Source organism: Marinobacter sp. KM021 (genome assembly GCF_050707965.1).
Classification (GTDB): Bacteria; Pseudomonadota; Gammaproteobacteria; order Pseudomonadales; family Oleiphilaceae; genus Marinobacter; species Marinobacter shengliensis.
This window is the reverse complement of sequence record NZ_CP136129.1, coordinates 3,720,675-3,736,174: the sequence shown is the minus strand read 5'-3', so window position 1 is coordinate 3,736,174 and position 15,500 is coordinate 3,720,675. Positions and strand designations below refer to the sequence as shown.

Genomic DNA, 15,500 nt, shown 5'->3' with positions numbered 1-15,500 from the left:
CTGCCCATGCTTGCCATCCACGGCAGCCCATGGGCGTCGTCGTTTTTTTTCGCCTGCGGAAAAACGGGCAAAGAAGGAACCAGGGGATAACCTATGTCTTACATCATGCCTTCGGAATTTGTCACCAAAATGGTGGATACCGGTGAATCAAAAATCTACATGGCTACCCGGGATGTACTGATCCGAGCGTTCATGGCTGGCGCTATTCTGTCCCTGGCAGCGGTATTCGCGGTCACCGTTGCCGTTCAGACAGGCAGCCCGCTGATCGGCGCCATGCTGTTCCCGGTTGGCTTCTGCATGCTTTACCTGATGGGCTTTGACCTGCTCACCGGGGTGTTCATGCTCACCCCCCTGGCACTGCTGGACAAACGCCCGGGGGTAGATACCCGCGGCATTCTTCGCAACTGGGGATGGGTATTCCTTGGCAACTTTGCCGGCGCTTTAACCGTCGCTGTCATCATGGCCTTTGTCTTCACCTACGGCTTTAATACCGAACCCGGCGTGGTTGGCGACCGCATTGCCGCGATCGGCAAGGAGCGCACTCTGGGTTACGCGGAACACGGCGTGGCCGGCTGGTTTACCATTTTTCTGCGGGGCGTACTCTGCAACTGGATGGTGTCGATGGGCGTGGTCGGAGCGATGATCTCAACCACGGTACAGGGCAAGGTGCTGGCCATGTGGATGCCGATCATGCTGTTCTTCTACATGGGCTTTGAGCATTCCATCGTCAACATGTTCCTGTTCCCCTTTGCCCTGCTGATGGGCGGCGAGTTCGGCATCATGGATTACTTCGTCTGGAACGAAATTCCCACCGTACTGGGCAACCTGGTCGGAGGCCTGTCGTTCACCGGCCTGACCCTCTATGCCACTCATGTGCGCACGGCGCCCAAGCGCACCCTGCCGGAACGCTTTAACTCCAATGCGGTATGACCTCACAGCTCGCGGTCTCCACCGGCCAGCACACTGACCCGGGGCCCAAGCCCGTCAACCAGGATTTCCATGGACTGATGATCCCGGGCGACCATCAGCTGGGCACCAAGGGTATCGCGGTGGCAATTGCCGATGGCATCAGCTCCAGCAACGTCAGCCAGATAGCCAGCGAATCTGCCGTCGCCGGTTTTCTGAACGACTATTACGCCACACCAGACAGCTGGTCCGTAAAACAGTCGGCCCAACGGGTGCTCCGGGCCACCAACGCCTGGCTGCACGCCCAAACTCGACAAAGCCGCTACCGCTATGATCAGGACAGGGGCTACGTCTGCACTCTCAGTGTACTGGTGCTGAAATCGGCGACGGCCCATGTGTTCCATATTGGCGATGCCCGCATCTATCGGCTGCAGGGTAACTCGCTGGAACAGCTAACCACCGATCACCGGGTATGGTTGTCGCAAGAAGACAGCTGCCTGAACCGGGCCATGGGGCTGAGCCAGCAAGTCGACATCGACTACCTGGCGGTGCCGGTGTGGCTCGGTGATACATTTTTGCTGGCGACTGACGGCGTCTATGAACATCTGTCCGAGCGTGACATGGCCGGCATTATCCAGGCGGCCGGTGAAGATCTGGACTCCGCCGCCCGAACGCTGGTCGAGCGAGCCCTTGCCGCTGGCAGCGACGATAACCTGAGCGTGCAGCTTGTTCGTGTAGATTCCGTTGCCGCCGGAAAGAGCAGCGCCGAATTCGCCCGGGATGTTCAGCAGTTGCCGTTCGCCCGGGAACTGGCATCGGGGCAGGTACTGGATGGCTACCGTATTGTGCGGCCGATTCACGCAAGCAGCCGCAGCCAGGTCTACCTGGCCATCGATGAAGCCAGCCATCGGCATGTCGCCCTGAAAGTCCCAGCCATGGAACTGCGCGAAAACCCGGCGGGGCTGGAGCAATTTGCCACCGAGCAATGGGTAGCCCAGCGCATCGACAGCCCTCACGTAGTGAAAGCGTTTGCGCCGGAACGCCCTCGCAGCTGCCTGTACCTGGCCACCGAGTACGTTCAGGGAATCAGCCTGCGGCAATGGCTTCTGGACCACCCGGCGCCGGCACTGGAAACCGTGCGTCAATTGGTGGAGCAGATTGCCCGCGGGCTGCGGGCGTTTCACCGGTTGGAAATGGTGCACCAGGACCTGAAACCGGAGAATATCCTGATCAACGGCGAGGGCACCGTGGTGCTCATCGACTTCGGCGCCACCCGCATCGCTGGCCTGCAGGAACTCCATGACCACGATGAGCCCACCTGGCCCCGTGGCGCCGCGCTTTACAGCGCTCCGGAAGCCTTTCTCGGCGAAACCACCGGTTGGCAGGCGGACCAGTTTTCCCTGGGCGTGATCACCTATCAGATGCTGACCGGCCAATTGCCCTACGGCACCCGCGTGCCGGGTATTCGCAATCACCGCCAGTTGCGCCAGCTCAGCTACCATCCGGCTCGCCTGCACCGGGAGGACCTTCCCGGCTGGATTGACCATGCCCTGGCCCGGGCGTTGCACCCGGAATCCCACAAACGCTACCCGGCGCTGTCGGAATTTCTGTTCGACCTGCGCCAACCGAATCCGCAGTGGCAGCAGCATCACCAGAAACCCTTGATGGAGCGCCACCCGGTGGCCTTCTGGCAGGGAATGTCTGCGCTGTTGTTACTCGCCTTACTTGCGTCCTTCGCCTGGCGCCCCTGATCGGGCAACTTTTTGCCCGGCCAGCAAAAGCTCGCCCAGAGGCCAAGCAAGGGTTTGCTCACCACCAACTTCGGCTTCGCCGAATATTACATAACTATCTGTATTTTATATATTTTTTAGAGTTGGCACAGCGCTTGTAACCAGTAAGCGCGTCCAGGGAACAGCCCGGGGACAAACATTCACTTAAACGTCATGGAGCAGACTATGCCAACTCCTTGTTATATCAGTATCGAAGGTAAAACTCAGGGTAACATCACCGCTGGCGCATTCACTTCCGACTCCGTAGGTAACATCTACGTTGAAGGTCACGAAGACGAAGTGCTGGTTCAGGAATTCAGCCACACCGTCTTGGTCCCAACAGACCCTCAGTCCGGCCAGCCTTCTGGACAACGCGTTCATAAGCCTTTTGAGTTTACTGCAGCCCTGAACAAAGCCACCCCGCTGATGTACAACGCCCTGGCTTCCGGCGAAATGCTGCCGAAGGTAGAGCTCAAATGGTACCGCACTTCGGTAGAAGGCAAACAGGAGCACTTCTTCTCCACCATTCTGGAAGATGCCACTATCGTTAATATCGACTGCAAAATGCCTCACTGCCAAGATCCTGGCAGCGCAGACTTCACTCAGTTGGTCACCGTTGCTCTGTCCTACCGTAAAGTTACTTGGGAACACACCGTAGCTGGAACTTCTGGCGCTGATGATTGGCGCGCCCCAGTCGAAGCCTAACCAATTCGGCGTCACCCAAGGCCTTGATTCAGGGCCTTGGGATCCTCAACTCCGAAGTAACCAGAAATGCTGCAATACCTTTCGGTTCTTTATTCTACTACTGTGCGGTAAGATCTTGGCGGAAAAGCAGTTTGTGTATTGCCCGTTCAAACACTCATTAATAATCCGAGTCTTCAACGGGTAATAGCTGACAGCTATTTCGCGAGCAGGAAAGAGGCACTCTCATATCGGACTAGGCTAACCAGACCGCCGCAGTACCACTGCTCGCAATCACGAACCTGCCATTTTCTTTTAACAGTTAACCCAAAAGGACGTACTCAATGAAATTTGGAGCGATTCTATCCTTAACTATACTATTGACAGGGTGTGCAACCTCCCAAACCACAATATCTTATAGTGGCGAATTTAACCTTCAGGTTCCAACAAAGTTGCTTTCAGGATCCACCGTTTTCACTGCTGACGGATTATCAGTAGGATGGCCCGAGGGTAATTTGATTTCTGGGATCGTAATAACAAAAGAGCTAGAATCTCTACCAATTGACTTCGACCTGAAAGATTATCCAAAGTATCTTTTCAATATAAAAAATAAAAAAGATCTTGATAAAAAAACTGCCAACGTGATCAAGAACTCAGCCAACGAAATTGATCACTCTTTTGGAATTGAGAACCTCACTATAAAATCAAAACTCGACACGGAAGTTTATAGCGCCTGCAAAGACCGAAAATGCATTGCATTCATAATAAAAGACAATGTAACAGACCACATACTATCACTTTATTCCCAAGGAATTACTGAAAAAGAACTTATTAGCTTAGCAGAAGGAATCTGAGATGCTAACCACTAGCGAAAAGGATGCGCTTTATATTCTAATAGCGGCAACTCTGGGTGATGATCTTTCAATCAGATCCCGAAAGTCCCAATTTAATAATAGGACCGTTGATGTAGTTGAGGACATGATAATTGCAAACATGGATTGCAATGCTAACATCAGGGAACTTATTGTTAACTTATTGGGTGGATCATCCATGTTAACAAGAGGCTGGTTGAAAAAAATCCTCAAGACATCAAAAAACAAAATTAAAGAGATGGATCTACATGGATATGGCTGCTTGGTTTCGACAAAATCCAGGTGGAAGAGTGCGATTATAACATCAGTTATCTGGTAGCGCCCCGAACCAATGGACCAATTTGTGAGCGCGGGTTGAACAGCGCCAACACCTACAAATGGCTCGGCAAGGAGGGGAATATGCGAACCCATTCAATCTATAGTGATAATCTTATTAAAGCCGCCATTTTTTGTTGGGCTGTTTTGCTCTGACTACAACATATGCGAGAGCTAACCGAATGACCCTCTATCACTCGTTCAGATATTGGACCCCACATTATAATCAACGATCCCGGCCATCCTGTAAAAATTCAAAACAAGTATTTAGATGGCACCATCATTTTAGGTGGCGATGGTGAAAGCGTCATATTGTCGAAATCGAAATTCTTTTCTGTAGGCGTTTTGACATCGCATAATTGGCCATTTCGAGATTTAAAGCTGAATAAAGTACCAGCCTACATTTTCACCGAAGACTTCAAGGCTGTCACTGACCCATCGGCAAGGACCCAAGCCAAAGGGATATCAAACAATTTATTTAATAACGACCACGACTTCATAGGAAAAATTGATCTACCGGAAAATCTAGAGTTATATGTAGATTTTTCGCATGACTCCACCACGATAATGATTGCGTCTGAATCGAGGGAAGATATTTAGACGCATATCGTTGAACTTGGACTTTCATGAAAAGAATTACAAGAAATAATTCTTAACGGAGTAGGAAGATAATGAGTACACTTACCACGTCGGAAAAGATCAATTGATGTATATCCTGAATCCAGCTTGATGGACTCGGCTGTCAAGTCAATACCGCCAGAAATTATGGCACGGCAGTCTATTTATCAGCAGCCAGTTAAAAGCACATTTAAATTTAACGTTAAAATGAGCCCCCTACCATGCCAAGGATAGGCCTCTCTTTAGCAGTTTTACTTCTGGCCTCTGGCTGTGCCACCAATTCGTCATTGGTCATACAACCATACAGCGAATTAACCATAGAAGTACCAGATGAGATGTTCTCCTCTGTAAAGGTGAGAGATGGAGAACTGCTGTTTCTACGAAATGACCGGATCGTAGGTTTTATTAAATCAGAGGACATCCCAAGTTCAGTAAGCTCAGGTTCAGCAATCGACACTTCACTGACGCTCTGTGAGAGCGCAAGTCAGGGTTCAAACAAACCAGTTTGGATAGAGCAGATTCCCGAAGCTCGGGTATTTGGAGTAGTTCAGGGAGAATTTAGAACCGTATTTATCGTACCGAACAGCCAAGCTCAATCACTTATTACATTTCAGGGGCCAGCTGCAAGCTCAACGTCATTGCGTATAAATGGCGTAAGAATTTCGGAGTAGTGCAGCCGGCTTGTAACTTTGCATAGAAAAAACTTGAAACCGAAATTCTATTTTTTATCTGTCAGAAAACCACGCAAATGATCTATGCTGTCTATGTTTGTTTAGGCGATGAAACAACTGCCTACGGCGCAGAGATACCCGATGTCCCTTGAAACCATGAATGTACTGAAGGCGCTGCAATAGCGCCTGCTCGATATTGTCTTCCGAAATAAAACTAGCCATCGGCCTGCCGACTCCATGGACCGGGTGGTGGACTTCCCCGGAGTTACACCGCTCCGTTAGTGAGTACCGCCTGCATTGTCCTGATTAAGCGGCTTGTTGGCCGCCTCCGCCTGCAAACGTTCAACCAGCCAGACCTTGATGATGGATTGACGGGTAACGCCAATACGCGCAGCCTCACGGTCCAGAGACTCCACGACCCAGGCCGGAAAATCAACATTGATTCGCTTTTGTTCCTGATTCACCCGCCTTGCAGAAGACAGATCAAGATCTCCAACAACATCTTTCTGGCTCTCATCAAACTTCTTGTCAAAATCTTTAGCTTTCATAAAGCTCAACCTCTTTCTTGCGGGATCGCCTGACCGAAATCAGACGAATACGTCCTTCCCGGTAGGTCACAACGGCCGACCAGTGCTTGTCCAGATTGGCCTGGCTTTTGGTTCCGTCAAATTCAAACACATCCATGAGTACAAACTATTCCTTTTTTACTCGCCCGGCAAGAGAATACTACCACGGTACAAAACGTCAAAGAGACTCCGAACAACTTTGCCAACACGGGCCATAGCAATTTGTGAATCCCATGGTTACGCTTGCACGACCATTACCACTCTGTGCTTTTCAATCCAGATATCCAACGCGTATGCCAGTACCAACATCAACCACCCGAGCCATCGGCACTCTCATGTGCCAAGCCACCCGCCACATCCTGTGGGCGCCCGCCGAAGCCTGGGTGCGGGAGCAAAACCGGGGTGTAGCGCTGGCATTGCGGGTAGGGTCCGGCCAGGCCACCTATCACCGTTACGATCCAACCCAGAAGCAGCATCTGATCACCTATGGCGCGCGGATGATTGCCGCCAAGCATCAGCCGGAAACCGCCCAGGGCTGGTTATCGACTCGGGAAATCCGGAGTCGGGGTTATTTTGGGGGTGAGGTGAGTGTATTGAACCTGCTGGCCCACACCTGCTGCCATGAGTTTGCCCATTTGCTGCAATACAGTGCAGGCCAGCGGCACTATGGTTCGGTGCATAACCGGCATTTCTATGAAGCGCTGGACGGGTTGTATAGCAGTGGTGCGTCGGTCGCCACCCGGCAGTACCTTGAGGAGACTGCCGTAGAAGCGGGAGTGACGTTGCCCAGCACACCGTTTGTATTCCCCAGTCCAGTCCGGGAGCTCCGGCAGTGGCAGGTCGGCGATGCGGTCTGTTTTGGCGAAGGCCGGCACGAGAAACGGGGCCAGGTTGTCCGGGTGAACCGAAAAACCTGCACGGTTGCGGTTACTTTGAATGCCCGCGGTTTGCGGTACCGGGTACCGGTTTCCCTCCTACGCCGCCCGGACTGATCCGGTTTCAGGCAGGCTCCCGATCCGCCGATTTCGCCAGCAAGCCACGAATCTCAGGTATACAAGAACCACAATTGCTGCCGCACTGCAGCCGCTGGCCCAATGCTTCAACGCTGGCGGCCCCATCTTCGATTGCCTGGTTGATCTGGCGCTCGCCTACCTGGAAACAGCTGCAGACCAGCGGCCCGGTCGGTTCTGCATCGATCGAACCTGCAGCCAACAAGGATCGGCGCTGCTCCGGTGTCAGGTTCTCGGAGCCAAAACAGTCATCCAACCAGCCGAGGTCCGGCATGGTTTGCACACAGGGCTCTACCAGCAATACGCCATCCAACCGGTTGCCGGTGAGCCAGGCCGCACGAAAGCGACGCCGGGCACTATCTTGCATAACCAGCTCCGGTTCCCTGGCGAAAATCTGCTGGGCCCATTCACGCCAGTCCATTGACCGGCGACCGGCCAGCCACCAGGACCGGCTATGAGGCAGTGCCTGGTGGCTCCAGTAGTCCAGTGACCTGGCGTCCAATGCGGTGCCCCCGGCCGCGGGCAGCATCAGCCGGGCTTGCCATCGAGTGATTAGTGGCCGAAGGGAGGCTACGCCAAATTTGGCTTCCGGTTGCCCTGAAATCGGGTCGACGACGGGGGCGATCAGGTCGGAGGCCAGGGCTGAGGATGCAAACTGCCGATTCCAGTGAATGGGAACGAATACCTCTCCGGGTCTCTGTGCCGGGCTGGCCCGGACCCGGCCGGTGAACCCCTTTCGGGCATGCCCTGTCAGCGTGGCCAGTGCACCTTCAATCAAACCAAAGGTGGCGATGTCCTTCGGGTGAACCTCGATAAAGGGCTCACTGCGATGGGCAAACAGTCTGGGCGCCAGTGCCGTGCGCGTCATGGTGTGCCACTGGTCCCGAATACGACCGGTATTCACGATCAGGGGATGCCGGGCATCGGGCTGCTGTCCGGGCGGCAGGTTCGAAACCGGTACCAGGCGGGCGCGGCCATCGGGCGTGGGAAAGCGACCATCGGAGAACAGCCGGCGGGTCTGCAACCAGGCACCGGGATTGCCCCCGGTAAGCGGCCACTGCACGGGTTGGAGCCGGTCATATTCCGTGGAACTCAGCTTGGCCAGGGCGGAAATATCAAACACTCTCTCACCGCCGTTACCGTAACCGGACAGTGCCGCGTGTTCTCTGAAAATCTCCGCAGGTTCCTGGTAGTCAAAGGCGTGACCATAACCGAGCGCCTGGGCGATATCCCGGATGATTCGCCAATCCGGCCGGACACCCTCTGGCACTGGCAAAAATCGACGCTGGCGTGAAATGCACCGTTCCGAGTTGGTCACGGTACCGTCCTTCTCGCCCCAACCGGCAGCAGGCAACAGAATATCGGCAAACGCCGTGGTATCGGTCTGGGCCACGCAGTCTGACACTATAAGCGTCTCGCATCGCGCAAGGGCCTCCCTGACCCGGGCGTTGTCGGGCAGGCTGACCGCAGGATTGGTGCCCATCACCCAGAGCACCCGGATGTCGCCCCGATGAACGGCTTCAAACAGATCCACCGCCTTATAGCCCGGTCCCGCTGCCAACTTTTCACTGTGCCAGAAGTCGGCAACCCGTTGCACCGCGCCCGGCGTGTCGTAATCCATGTGGGCCGCCAGGGTGTTGGCCAGACCGCCCACTTCCCGCCCACCCATGGCGTTGGGTTGACCGGTGAGTGAAAACGGACTGGCACCGGGCCGGCCAACGCGCCCTGTGGCCAGGTGGCAGTTGATAATAGCGTTGGCTTTGTCGGTGCCAGCCACCGACTGATTGATGCCCTGGGAAAAGGCGGTGACTGTCCGATCGGTCTCGGCAAACCACCGATAGAAGCGTTCCACATCCGCAGCCCGAAGGTCACATCCGCGGGCGACCGCCAGTATCGAAGGCGCACAGGCGCGGGCCACACTCAGAGTCTCCTCGAATCCATTGCAATGCTGTTCCAGGTACTGTGTGGCCAGGGCTCCGTGGTCATGCAGCCAAACCAGCAAGCCATTGAACAGCAGGGTGTCGGTTCCCGGCCGCAGTTGCAGGTGCAGGTCAGCCATCTCTGTGGTTGCGGTTTGCCTTGGGTCAATGGCTACCACTTTGCGCCCGGGCCGGTGGGACGCTTTTATCCGCTGATAAAGTACCGGATGCGTCCAGGCGGCATTACTGCCCGCCAGCACCAGCAAGTCCGCCAGCTCGAGGTCCTCATAACAGCCGGGCACGCAGTCCTCACCAAACGCCCTCTTGTGGGCTGCCACGGCAGACGACATGCACAACCGGGAATTGGTATCCACGTGCGGGGTGCCAATAAAGCCCTTGGCCAGCTTGTTGGCAATGTAATAGTCCTCTGTGAGCAGCTGGCCAGACAGGTAAAAAGCCACAGACTCCGGGCCATGGTCTCTGACCGAAACACGGATGGCCTCCGCTACCCGGTCAATAGCTTCCGACCACTCAACGTTATGCCCTGCCACACGAGAGGCCAGCAACCGGTCGTGTCCGGTCACGGTCTCATGCAACGCCGAGCCTTTGACGCAAAGGCGGCCCTTATTGGCCGGGTGCCCTACATCGCCCTGAACGCCGTCAGGTTTCGCCAGAACACCACAGCCCACACCGCAATAAGGGCAGGTGGTGGCGGTACTTCCGGGAGTGGTTCGGCGGTTTTTCATGATCAATCCTCTGCTTTACCCATAAAAAAGCCCGCCATCCGGGGTCTGTTTCCAGAGCCGGGGCGGGCTTCTTTGCCAAAATTGTCTGTTTTATGGAAAGCAATAACGGGGCCAGCGATTGCCAAAACAGCACTTGCCCGGCCGGCCTTGTGGCAGCGCCCGGGCTACGGCCTTGTTCAGCAGATCCATCGGCTCCGGCAGGCCGGGATACACTTCTGCCTTGAGGTTTCACATTGGTGCGAAATCGCTCAGGTTGCACCAAAAACAGACCGGGCTCGATTGGCGTTTTCCTCGCTCAACACGGAAGGGAATATCAAGCCTTTGAAAACTATGAATATTAAAAAATGGCACGGCTTATGCTGAGGTAACAGCGAATCATCAAGACATCACATCTCTCGTTCTAAGGCATTGGCGCCTGCTCTCCGGAAACGGAGGGTGGGCGTTTTTTTTGCGCGCCAGAAAAGAGAGACACAGAGAGGTAACAGCATGAACACACGCCGTCATCAACTCAGGGGCTTGCTCACAGCCGCGCTGATTGGGCTGAGCACACTGGCCCAGGCGAGCATCGGGCCGGCCGAGAAACCAGACCTGAAACTGGGCTTCATCAAACTCACCGATATGGCGCCACTGGCGGTTGCCTGGGAACAGGGCTACTTCCTGGACGAAGGCCTGTTCGTGGAACTGGAGGCCCAGGCCAACTGGAAAGTGCTGCTGGACCGGGTGATCACCGGCGAGCTGGACGGTGCCCACATGCTAGCCGGCCAGCCTTTGGGCGCGTCCATTGGCTATGGCACTCAGGCCAACATCATTACCGCCTTCAGCATGGACCTCAACGGCAACGCGATTACCGTGTCCAACGCAGTGTGGGAAACGATGAAGCCCCACCTGGACATGGATGGCGACAAACCCGCCCACCCGATCTCCGCGAGCGCACTGAAACCGGCGGTGGAGCAATCCCTGAGCAAAGGCGAGCGGTTCCGGATGGGCATGGTGTTCCCGGTGTCCACCCACAACTACGAACTCCGCTACTGGCTGGCGGCCGGCGGCCTGAATCCCGGCTTCTACGCCCCACAGCGGGGTGATACCAGTGGCACCTTGCAGGCCGATGTTCATCTGTCCGTCACCCCGCCACCGCAAATGCCGGCCACCATGGAAGCTGGCACCATTCAGGGCTACTGCGTGGGCGAACCCTGGAATCAGCAGGCGGTGTTCAAGGGCATCGGGGTGCCGGTCATCACCGATTATGAGATCTGGCCAAACAACCCTGAGAAAGTCTTTGGCGTGACCGAGACCTGGGCAGAGAAGCATCCCAATACCCACCTGCGGTTGTTGCGGGCACTGATCCGCGCGGCTTACTGGCTGGATGAAAACGACAACGCAAACCGCCAGGAAGCGGTAGAGCTCCTTTCCCGCTCCAGCTATGTGGGCGCAGACAAAGACGTGATCGCCAACTCCATGACCGGCACCTTCGAATACGAGAAAGGGGATGTGCGGGAGGTTCCGGACTTCAACGTGTTCTTCCGCTATCACGCCACTTACCCCTATCCCTCTGATGCAATCTGGTATCTGACCCAGATGCGCCGGTGGGGCCAGATTCCGGACGCCAAGCCAGATGACTGGTACATGCAGACCGCAGCCAGGGTATACCGGGGTGATCTGTATGCTCAGGCCGCGCAGTCACTGATCGATGATGGTGTGATGAACGCCAGTGACTTCCCTGACTTTGACGCTGAAAACTTTGAACGCCCCTTCCAGGGCGAGCTGATTGACGGCGTGCCTTTCACACCCCGTGAACCGAACGCTTACATAGACCGCTTTGATATTGGGCTGAAAGGCACCGAGACACCGTAAGGGGGCACAACATGAGCACTTTTAGCATAAGGATTGGCCAGTCGATGGCTGCCAGGAGCCGCAACTTCCTCGCCCGGCTGAGCCCAAATGAATTGGTGGCAGCTGGCAAAGAGGCTTTGCTGCCCTTGATCGGAATTCTGGTGTTTCTGGGATTCTGGCATCTGGCAGCACCCCAGGTGCAGACGTCCCTTGGCGCCTTTCCGGGGCCGGCTCAGGTCTGGGAGCAGGCGGGGCAACTCTGGCAAGAGCACGCCAACCAGCGGGAACGCGCCAGCCAGTTCATCGCCATGCAGGAGCAGCGTAATGCCAGGATTCTGGCTGACAACCCGGAGGCGGAGGTGCGGATCCGGTCTTATCCCGGCGCACCCACTTTTATCGATCAGATCGGTACCAGCCTGGTCACGGTGTTGTCTGGATTTGCCCTGGCCACGCTGATTGCGGTGCCCCTGGGAATTGTGTTCGGTCTTAACCGGTATTTTCAGGCGGCGGTCAACCCGCTGATCCAGATCTTCAAGCCGGTGTCGCCCCTGGCCTGGCTGCCACTGGTGACCATGGTGGTGTCTGCCACGTACGTGAGTGATGACCCGATGTTCCAGAAGTCGTTTCTGACGTCGATGATCACGGTCACCCTATGCAGTTTGTGGCCGACGCTGATCAATACCAGCGTTGGGGTGGCGGCGGTGAATCCGGACCTGCTGAATGTGTCGAAGGTGCTGAAGCTGTCGTTCTGGACCCACGTTCGCAAGGTGGTGCTGCCTTCGTCGGTACCGATGATTTTTACCGGGTTGAGGGTGTCTTTGGGTATTGCCTGGATGGTGCTGATTGCGGCGGAGATGCTGGCGCAGAGTCCTGGGCTTGGGAAGTTTGTGTGGGATGAGTTTCAGAATGGCAGCAGCCAGTCGTTGAGTCGGATCATGGTGGCGGTGCTGGCCATCGGGTTTATCGGGTTTTTGCTGGATCGGGTGATGCTGTTGATTCAGAAAAAGGTGGCCTGGAATGAGTGATCGAACTATGGAGCATGCCGCACCGGGTGGGTTTACGCCTCCCGAAACACGCGGCGAGTACATCCCTGTACGCTCCGCAAAAACATCCATGTTTTTGAGGGTTTCGGGAGGCGTAACCCACCCGGCGCTCCGCTTGCTTTTGAGGTGATATCCATGAGTAAAACGCATTTAGAACTAACCGGTGTTGAAATGGCGTTTGATACGCCGAAAGGGCCGTTCGTTGCCCTGGACAACGTGAACCTGAAGATCCAGAAAGGGGAGTTTGTTTCGCTGATCGGCCACTCGGGCTGTGGCAAATCGACGGTGCTCAACATTGTCGCCGGCTTGTTGCAGGCCTCCAAGGGTGGCTGTGTGTTGAACGGTCACGAGGTGAACTCACCAGGGCCGGAGCGGGCGGTGGTGTTTCAGAATCATGCGCTGATGCCCTGGCTGACGGTGTATGAGAATGTCGAGCTGGCTGTTCGGCAGGTGTTTCGCAAGTCGATGAACCGTAAGGAGCGCCGGGACTGGATTACCCATAACCTGGAGCTGGTGAATATGGCCCATGCCGCCAATAAGCGGCCGGGGGAGATTTCCGGGGGTATGGCACAGCGTGTGGGGATTGCCCGGGCCTTGGCGATGAAACCGAACGTGCTGCTGATGGATGAGCCGTTCGGGGCCCTGGATGCGCTAACCCGGGCACATCTGCAGGACTCGCTGATGGAGATTCAGCAGGAACTGAACAACACGGTGATCATGATCACCCACGATGTGGACGAGGCGGTGCTGTTGTCGGACCGCATCATCATGATGACCAACGGGCCGGCGGCGACGGTGGGGGAGGATCTGCACATTGATTTGCCTCGGCCGCGTAATCGGGTGGCGTTGGCGGATGATGCCAAGTACGTGCATTACCGGCAGGAGGTGTTGTCGTTCCTGTATGAGAAGCAGCGCAAGCTGGAAACCCTGAGCAGCCGGCGGGCCGCCAGTGCCTCTGGGCAGAGTGAGGAGAATGCAAAGGTGGAGAAGGAGAAGCAGCCGGCGTCTGCCTGAGGCTGCGCGGCACCGGGGCTACTTTGGCCCCGGTGCTCTCGGCGTTCAGCCCAGCACGCCGGCCATGGAGACCAGGGCTCTAGCCACGTCAGGCAGGCGTTTGCCCTGATCCATCGCCAGCTTTCGCAGCAATCTATGGGCTTCGTCGTTGCTGATGTCACGATGCTCCATCAAGAGCAACACCGCCTTTTCCTGGGTGCGTCGATCTTCCAAAGCTTCTTTTGCACTTTGCAACTCTTCAGACATCTGGCGCAGGCGGCGGGTTTGCTCCTGAACCAGATCAAAGATGGACCTGCCTGACTGTTGCCCGACACCGTCACCGGCCCAGGCATCTGCCGTGCTCGCATCTACACCATTATCGCAGACCACCAATACCGGCATTGTCGAGGCGTTCCGCTGTTCCAGCGAGGCTAACAGGGTTTCCTGATGAGCCAGGGAGTGGCGGGCCTCGGTGTAGCGTTCCACGCAACGGTGGTGGAAGGCGTTTTCCACGGAATCTTCGATTTTCTTGAGATCATCCATACGGTCGGTCATCAGGTTAAACCAGCGGTCGGCCATTTCCCTGTCCAGGGATTTATAGGGCCCCACCGACACCGCCTTCTGGCGCATCCGTTCTATTTCCAGTTCCCGCGGGTGAGACCGTAGGGTTTGCCAGAGGGCCAGGCTATCGTCGTTGGCAAAGGCGACAAATACCTCGAAACACCGTTCCTGCGCTTCAACCAGGTGCATCATGCGCCGTGACAGTGCGTTTTCGAAATGGCCACTGGAGAATCCCGCTGAGCCTGCCGCCCGCTCCTGGCCACAGTATTCCTTGCCATTCATTACATGCACCATGGCCACCAACAGGCCGGCGATAGAGGGTTCAGCGACGGTTTCGGCGGCTTCAAAAACCACCGTAATCAGCTGATGGATGGCGTCGCAGAACCAGTCCGTGGCATCCGCCACGCTGGCTTCCTGCCCGACCACTTTCTGCCTGAACTCGGCCAGCTGATCGAGGCTATGAAGGGCGCTGGCAATATGCCCCAGCAGCGGGCTGCTGACCGGATGGGTCGTCAGGTCTTCCTGTATGTCAGTCAGCGCCTTACGGAAGATTGCGGCCAGTTGGTCGTTCTCTTTCAGGATGACCGAACGCTCCCGGGCGAAACGCTGGCAACCGGACCCCAGATACAGGTTGGTAGCCCCCCGCTCCCGTTGCAGTCCGTGCACCAGGTTACCCACGCTCTGCACCAGCCGGCCCATCTGAAGAAAGTACTCCAGATTGCGGATTTCGCACTGCCGGGAGGCCATCAGAAAGTCTGCGGCTGTCGCGGTCGCGGTCGTGTTGGTCTGGCGTTTGCTGTTCATGGTGCAACTCCTGGTATCGGTACACAGCGGGTTCCTGTCTGACTGAACTGCAGCAATTAACAGGCCAGAACCACCGGCATCATCTTCGTGCGTTTCGCCCCATCCCGGGGCATCTTTTCTGCCCGGCACGGGTGCAATACAGCAGAGATATCATCTAAGCAACTGAATTAAAAGGAGTTAAAAAGTTGGCATGGAG

Annotated in this window: 13 protein-coding genes; 9 read left to right on the top strand and 4 right to left on the bottom strand. The window is 56.0% G+C overall.

What is annotated here, in order from left to right; genetic code table 11:
* Positions 1 to 93: 93 nt before the first annotated feature.
* The 5 genes from RVM24_RS17440 to RVM24_RS17420 all read left to right on the top strand — a co-directional run bounded on the left by RVM24_RS17440 (position 94) and on the right by RVM24_RS17420 (position 4,547).
* Positions 94 to 930: a formate/nitrite transporter family protein gene (locus RVM24_RS17440; RefSeq protein ID WP_061331253.1), complete on the top strand. Its 837-nt coding sequence runs from the start codon at positions 94 to 96 to the stop codon at positions 928 to 930.
* Positions 927 to 2,657: a protein kinase domain-containing protein gene (locus RVM24_RS17435; RefSeq protein ID WP_431474471.1), complete on the top strand. Its 1,731-nt coding sequence runs from the start codon at positions 927 to 929 to the stop codon at positions 2,655 to 2,657. Before RVM24_RS17440 ends, RVM24_RS17435 begins: the two co-directional genes overlap by 4 nt.
* Positions 2,658 to 2,861: 204 nt before the next feature.
* Positions 2,862 to 3,380: an Hcp family type VI secretion system effector gene (locus RVM24_RS17430; RefSeq protein WP_431474470.1), complete on the top strand. Its 519-nt coding sequence runs from the start codon at positions 2,862 to 2,864 to the stop codon at positions 3,378 to 3,380.
* Between the two features lie 320 nt (positions 3,381 to 3,700).
* A complete protein-coding gene (locus RVM24_RS17425; protein WP_431474469.1) occupies positions 3,701 to 4,210 on the top strand; it encodes a hypothetical protein in 510 nt (169 codons plus the stop codon).
* Position 4,211: 1 nt separating this feature from the next.
* Entirely contained in the window at positions 4,212 to 4,547 is a 336-nt protein-coding gene (locus RVM24_RS17420) for a hypothetical protein (RefSeq protein ID WP_431474468.1), read from the top strand.
* A 1,563-nt stretch (positions 4,548 to 6,110) separates the two neighbouring features.
* Here RVM24_RS17420 and brnA read toward each other — a convergent pair.
* Together brnA and RVM24_RS17410 are read right to left on the bottom strand one after the other, a co-directional pair.
* Positions 6,111 to 6,380: a type II toxin-antitoxin system BrnA family antitoxin gene (brnA, locus tag RVM24_RS17415; RefSeq protein WP_061331257.1), complete on the bottom strand. Its 270-nt coding sequence runs from the start codon at positions 6,378 to 6,380 to the stop codon at positions 6,111 to 6,113.
* The gene (locus RVM24_RS17410) at positions 6,370 to 6,516 is read right to left on the bottom strand and encodes a BrnT family toxin (protein WP_230713194.1); all 147 of its coding nucleotides are present in this window, start codon (positions 6,514 to 6,516) and stop codon (positions 6,370 to 6,372) included. Before RVM24_RS17410 ends, brnA begins: the two co-directional genes overlap by 11 nt.
* 175 nt (positions 6,517 to 6,691) lie before the next feature.
* On the opposite strand from RVM24_RS17410, the gene RVM24_RS17405 reads away from it, so the two are divergent.
* Complete coding sequence (locus RVM24_RS17405; protein ID WP_431474467.1) at positions 6,692 to 7,390, top strand: hypothetical protein; 699 nt, start codon at positions 6,692 to 6,694, stop codon at positions 7,388 to 7,390.
* Positions 7,391 to 7,397: 7 nt separating this feature from the next.
* On the opposite strand, the gene RVM24_RS17400 is transcribed toward RVM24_RS17405, so the two are convergent.
* The gene (locus RVM24_RS17400; protein ID WP_431474466.1) at positions 7,398 to 10,073 is read right to left on the bottom strand and encodes a molybdopterin-dependent oxidoreductase; all 2,676 of its coding nucleotides are present in this window, start codon (positions 10,071 to 10,073) and stop codon (positions 7,398 to 7,400) included.
* Positions 10,074 to 10,559: 486 nt separating this feature from the next.
* Between RVM24_RS17400 and RVM24_RS17395 the strand changes: the two genes are divergently transcribed.
* From RVM24_RS17395 to RVM24_RS17385, 3 genes are all read left to right on the top strand, one after another.
* Positions 10,560 to 11,924 carry a CmpA/NrtA family ABC transporter substrate-binding protein gene (locus RVM24_RS17395; protein ID WP_431474465.1) on the top strand — a complete coding sequence of 455 codons (1,365 nt, stop codon included), beginning with the start codon at positions 10,560 to 10,562 and terminating at the stop codon, positions 11,922 to 11,924.
* Between the two features lie 11 nt (positions 11,925 to 11,935).
* Complete coding sequence (locus RVM24_RS17390) at positions 11,936 to 12,928, top strand: ABC transporter permease (protein ID WP_431474464.1); 993 nt, start codon at positions 11,936 to 11,938, stop codon at positions 12,926 to 12,928.
* Positions 12,929 to 13,081: 153 nt separating this feature from the next.
* Positions 13,082 to 13,960 (top strand): ABC transporter ATP-binding protein, encoded by an 879-nt coding sequence (locus RVM24_RS17385; RefSeq protein WP_431474463.1) that lies wholly within the window; start codon positions 13,082 to 13,084, stop codon positions 13,958 to 13,960.
* A gap of 45 nt (positions 13,961 to 14,005) precedes the next feature.
* On the opposite strand, the gene RVM24_RS17380 is transcribed toward RVM24_RS17385, so the two are convergent.
* Positions 14,006 to 15,304, bottom strand: coding sequence for a nitrate- and nitrite sensing domain-containing protein (locus tag RVM24_RS17380; RefSeq protein ID WP_431474462.1), 1,299 nt, complete (start codon positions 15,302 to 15,304; stop codon positions 14,006 to 14,008).
* Positions 15,305 to 15,500: the final 196 nt, after the last annotated feature.

Bases quoted from the DNA above. Each gene is read 5' to 3' on its own strand.
- RVM24_RS17440 (WP_061331253.1), top strand. From the start codon at position 94: ATGTCTTACATCATGCCTTCGGAATTTGTCACCAAAATGGTGGATACC.
- RVM24_RS17435 (WP_431474471.1), top strand. From the start codon at position 927: ATGACCTCACAGCTCGCGGTCTCCACCGGCCAGCACACTGACCCGGGG.
- RVM24_RS17430 (WP_431474470.1), top strand. From the start codon at position 2,862: ATGCCAACTCCTTGTTATATCAGTATCGAAGGTAAAACTCAGGGTAAC.
- RVM24_RS17425 (WP_431474469.1), top strand. From the start codon at position 3,701: ATGAAATTTGGAGCGATTCTATCCTTAACTATACTATTGACAGGGTGT.
- RVM24_RS17420 (WP_431474468.1), top strand. From the start codon at position 4,212: ATGCTAACCACTAGCGAAAAGGATGCGCTTTATATTCTAATAGCGGCA.
- brnA (WP_061331257.1), bottom strand. From the start codon at position 6,380: ATGAAAGCTAAAGATTTTGACAAGAAGTTTGATGAGAGCCAGAAAGAT.
- RVM24_RS17410 (WP_230713194.1), bottom strand. From the start codon at position 6,516: ATGGATGTGTTTGAATTTGACGGAACCAAAAGCCAGGCCAATCTGGAC.
- RVM24_RS17405 (WP_431474467.1), top strand. From the start codon at position 6,692: ATGCCAGTACCAACATCAACCACCCGAGCCATCGGCACTCTCATGTGC.
- RVM24_RS17400 (WP_431474466.1), bottom strand. From the start codon at position 10,073: ATGAAAAACCGCCGAACCACTCCCGGAAGTACCGCCACCACCTGCCCT.
- RVM24_RS17395 (WP_431474465.1), top strand. From the start codon at position 10,560: ATGAACACACGCCGTCATCAACTCAGGGGCTTGCTCACAGCCGCGCTG.
- RVM24_RS17390 (WP_431474464.1), top strand. From the start codon at position 11,936: ATGAGCACTTTTAGCATAAGGATTGGCCAGTCGATGGCTGCCAGGAGC.
- RVM24_RS17385 (WP_431474463.1), top strand. From the start codon at position 13,082: ATGAGTAAAACGCATTTAGAACTAACCGGTGTTGAAATGGCGTTTGAT.
- RVM24_RS17380 (WP_431474462.1), bottom strand. From the start codon at position 15,304: ATGAACAGCAAACGCCAGACCAACACGACCGCGACCGCGACAGCCGCA.